Genomic DNA, 3,980 nt, shown 5'->3' on the forward strand with positions numbered 1-3,980 from the left:
TACCAAAATCATCAATTGCCACTTCGATTCCCAAAGCTTTAAGAGCCATCAGCTTTTCACCTAATACTTTCGGATTATTCATCAAAACGCTTTCAGTAATCTCCAGTTCAACATACTGATGAGCTAACCCATTGTTATCAATAATACGACTCAATGTCTCTACCGCATCCGGACGATCGAATTGTTTACCCGATACATTTACCGATATTCTCCCATGAAACAGTCCCTCATCGATTAAACGCTTTGTAAATGCACACGATTGTGCCAATACTTGTTCACCGATCGGAACGATCAAATGATTGGACTCTGCCAAAGGGATAAAAATATCAGGTCGAATAATGCCCTGGGATGGATGTTGCCAACGAACTAACGCCTCAGCACCGATAACTTTTAGTGAAACCAAATCAACTTGAGGCTGATAATAAACAATAAACTCTTTTTCTTCGATCGCGCGACGTAATTCCCGCTCCATTAAAACCCGTTCAAAGAGTTGCACACTCATCTCTTGAGCAAAATAACAATAGTTGCTTCCTCCGGCTTCTTTGGCTCTGCGTAACGCAATATCAGCATTTTTCAACAACGTCTGAGCATCTTCTCCATCTTGAGGATAGATCGTTATACCCATACTCACGGTCATGAGAAAATCACTCTCTTGAGTAACAATACTCTCTTCAAATACGCCGATAATAGCCTTGATCACACGATCGCATTCATGCATATCCTGTAACGCTTCCATAACAATGATAAATTCATCTCCGCCAATACGTGCAATCGTATCTTCACGCCGTATAACCTGATCCATCTTAGAAGCAATTTCAACGATAAGAGCATCACCAACCGTATATCCATACGATTCGTTAATATCTTTAAAATTATCAATATCAATATAAATCACCGCTAGTTTTGTTTTTTCTCTATCGGATCGTTCAATCGAGTGTTTAAGTCTGGCATTAAGCAACAAACGATTCGGGAGATTGGTTAAAACATCATAATGGGTCATTCGCTCGATTTCCCGTTCTGATTCTTGTAAGCGTGTAATATCCTCACCTGATGAAAAGCTTCCGATTGGAATACCTTCATTATCTTTTATAATTGCATTGTGCCAAGCAATGACCCGTTCTTCCCCATTTTTGGTCCATATTTTATTCTCAAAGTAATCAATCATCTCTCGTTGAGCGCTCATAATCTCATAAAAGACTTCTTTACTTTGCCCAGATTGTTCATAGACGACAAACGTATCAAACCAGTTTTTACCGATAACTTCCTCTTGAGTTATACCTAAAATTTCACATCCTTTAGGATTAATCAACTCAATATTTCCCTCTTTATCCAATGCCATACACATGACAGCAGCAACATTCAAATAGAGTCCGCTCTTCTCTTTTTCCAATTCAATAGAATACTCTAAGCTTTTACGCAGCTCTTCGTTTAAACGAACCAATTCACTAATATCATTGAGAAAAAGTTTCATGATCGTATGATCGTTAACCTCTGCTTCAATCAACGTCACTTCATAAACACGTTCACCTATCTCGATTTTTTCTTTATCGACACCACCGTGTTTTCGCAACAAATCCATCAAAAAATCCCATCCATTATCCGGAAAGATTTTGGATGCCGAATCATCGATTTTAATTTGAAACGTTATCATAGCTTCAGCATTAAGCCATCTAATAATCTGATCTTCACCGATATCCACAATTTCGCAAAATGCCAAACCCAATAAATTATACGTGGCTTTGCTGTCTCGTAATTTTGCTTCCAGCTTAATCTCTAATGCCGTATTGTAATTAAGAACAAGATCTTTTTCACTCAAAAGATAAAAATGTTCATCTCGACCTTTAACCATCAAATGGTGTATATCACGCTCTTTCATGATTTCGATCGCATGATGAACTTTTTCATTCAATTCTACGGTAATAATCGGCGTATGCATAAAATGAGAAATCAATTCTTTGCTCGAAATATTCCGATACGCTAAATCCAATATATCCTGCTCCGTCACAATCCCGAGAGGGAATGCTCCTTGCATAACAATCAAAACATTTTTATGTTCATCTTGCATTAATGTGACAGCATCATACACACTCGCATCATATGCGACGCCGACAGCTTTGTTACGACGATTCAAACATTGAAAAACTTCTTGCGCTGTATGAATTTTAGATTCAAAATAAGAAAGAATATCGCTTTGTAAAAGAGTGGCAATATATTTTTCATTTTCATCAACCAATATCAATCGACGTATTTCATAATCAATCATTAGTTCGACTGCCATATCAGTAGGGCGATTATCGTGTAAAGAGATGACAGGATAGTTTGCATAAACAATGGCTTTGACTTCACCTTCAATACCATCGTGATATAAATCAATAATATTTTTGAGCGTTAATACCCCCACAGCCATCTCATTTTTGATCAAGATGACATGACTGATCCCCTCTTTGCCCATTCTGTCGATCGCTTCATGCAAAGAAGCATCAACATCGATACAATCATTTTTTTGCACTACCAAATCACTGAGTAACATTACTTTTCCCTCAACTGAATTAGGATGATTATACACCAAGAAAAATTAGGATTGCAATGATCTGCTACCCAATTTCAAATAACATTTTTTTCCATTAATCATCCTTTAATAGCGATAGGAATAAAATAAGAGAAATATAAAATCAATTATAGTCATGGGTTAAAAAGCCTTGGTAAGTAAGATATCAAATAGTGGAAAACCACGAAAAGGCAAACGATGAGATATAAAGGGCGAATCTGGCTTATAGTTTTAGTGTTTATTGTAAATTTAATCAATGTATTTGGCACAATAACTGAAGTAGGTCATTGCAATCCTGATACCTACGTTCAAGGGCAAATCAAAACAGCTGTTGATAACGCTTCATCAGGAGATACTATTTCAATTTGTGATGGAACTTATGACGAGCGCATACTTATTACGTCCAAAAGCAACCTTATAATCGAGTCTAAAAGCCAAGATCAAACAAGTGTAACCTTTCAAAATACTTCAGGTAACCCGACGATCAAATTTGAAGGAAACAGTCAAAATATCACTATCAAAAATTTTAAAATTATAGAAAATAATGCTCCCAATGCAATCAGAGCTGATGACGGTTCTCCTGCTTCTGTAACCTCTGGTTTAAGGTTAGAAAATTTATATATCAAATTTAATCACTCCGGTGATGCAATAAATCTTATCAACACAAGTGGCGTAATCTTATCAGGCTTAACAGTATGGGCACAAGAAACAAATTCGAATGGGATAACATTAAAGGATGGTTGTGATAATTTCCAATTATTAGACTCAAATATTACTTCAGCAGGTGACAATAATAACCCTTATGGCTTTAAAGCGACCGATGCAGGAACCTTTGTAATGAGCGGAAATACGATATCAAGTGCTACAAGCAGTGGGGTTATCCTCCAAAAAGCAGTTGGTGCGTTTACGGTGAGTGATAATAATGTCACTGTTGTTCCGACAAATGCAACTAATGTTGTAGGAATTACCATTGAGGGGGAGGGAGCGAGCGCTGAAACAGGTGGTAATAACGCTGATATTTCTGGCAATATCATAAAGGTATCAGGAGGAGTGGTACAATCTGCTTTAAGTCTCATTAATATATATAATACCATGCCGACAGATAACTGTTTTTTAGGTGGCTATGGTACAAACACGATACCTCATGAACCGCTTGGAGAATGTACCTCAAATACCAATAATAATTTAACCTTTTTCGGCAACTTTTGGGGAAACAGCGGCAGTGTTCGTGTAAATCCGGATTGTCCCGATTCCTTGACCAGAAGCTCATGCAATGCAGTACAAGCAGGACAAACTGAGCCTTTTGTGTATGCAGGATTCAACATTGTCTATGCCGATTATGCAAACAATGCCCTACCATCCCAATATTATTATAATCTTCCTACCCAGATTGCATCGCGTGCCGATAATTACAAAGTCATATCACAGGTAG

1 protein-coding gene and 1 pseudogene are annotated in these 3,980 nt (G+C 37.3%); one reads left to right on the forward strand and one right to left on the reverse strand.

What is annotated here, in order from left to right; translation table 11 throughout:
* A partial coding sequence (locus WA010_RS09335; protein ID WP_422556860.1) for a diguanylate cyclase domain-containing protein occupies positions 1 to 2,530 on the reverse strand: 2,530 nt, incomplete at its 3' end.
* Positions 2,531 to 2,746: 216 nt separating this feature from the next.
* Here WA010_RS09335 and WA010_RS09340 point away from each other — a divergent pair.
* Positions 2,747 to 3,980: pseudogene (locus tag WA010_RS09340) on the forward strand (hypothetical protein); the annotation flags it as partial.

Origin of the sequence: Sulfuricurvum sp., assembly GCF_049305995.1 — a bacterium.
In the GTDB taxonomy this organism is placed as follows: domain Bacteria; phylum Campylobacterota; class Campylobacteria; order Campylobacterales; family Sulfurimonadaceae; genus Sulfuricurvum.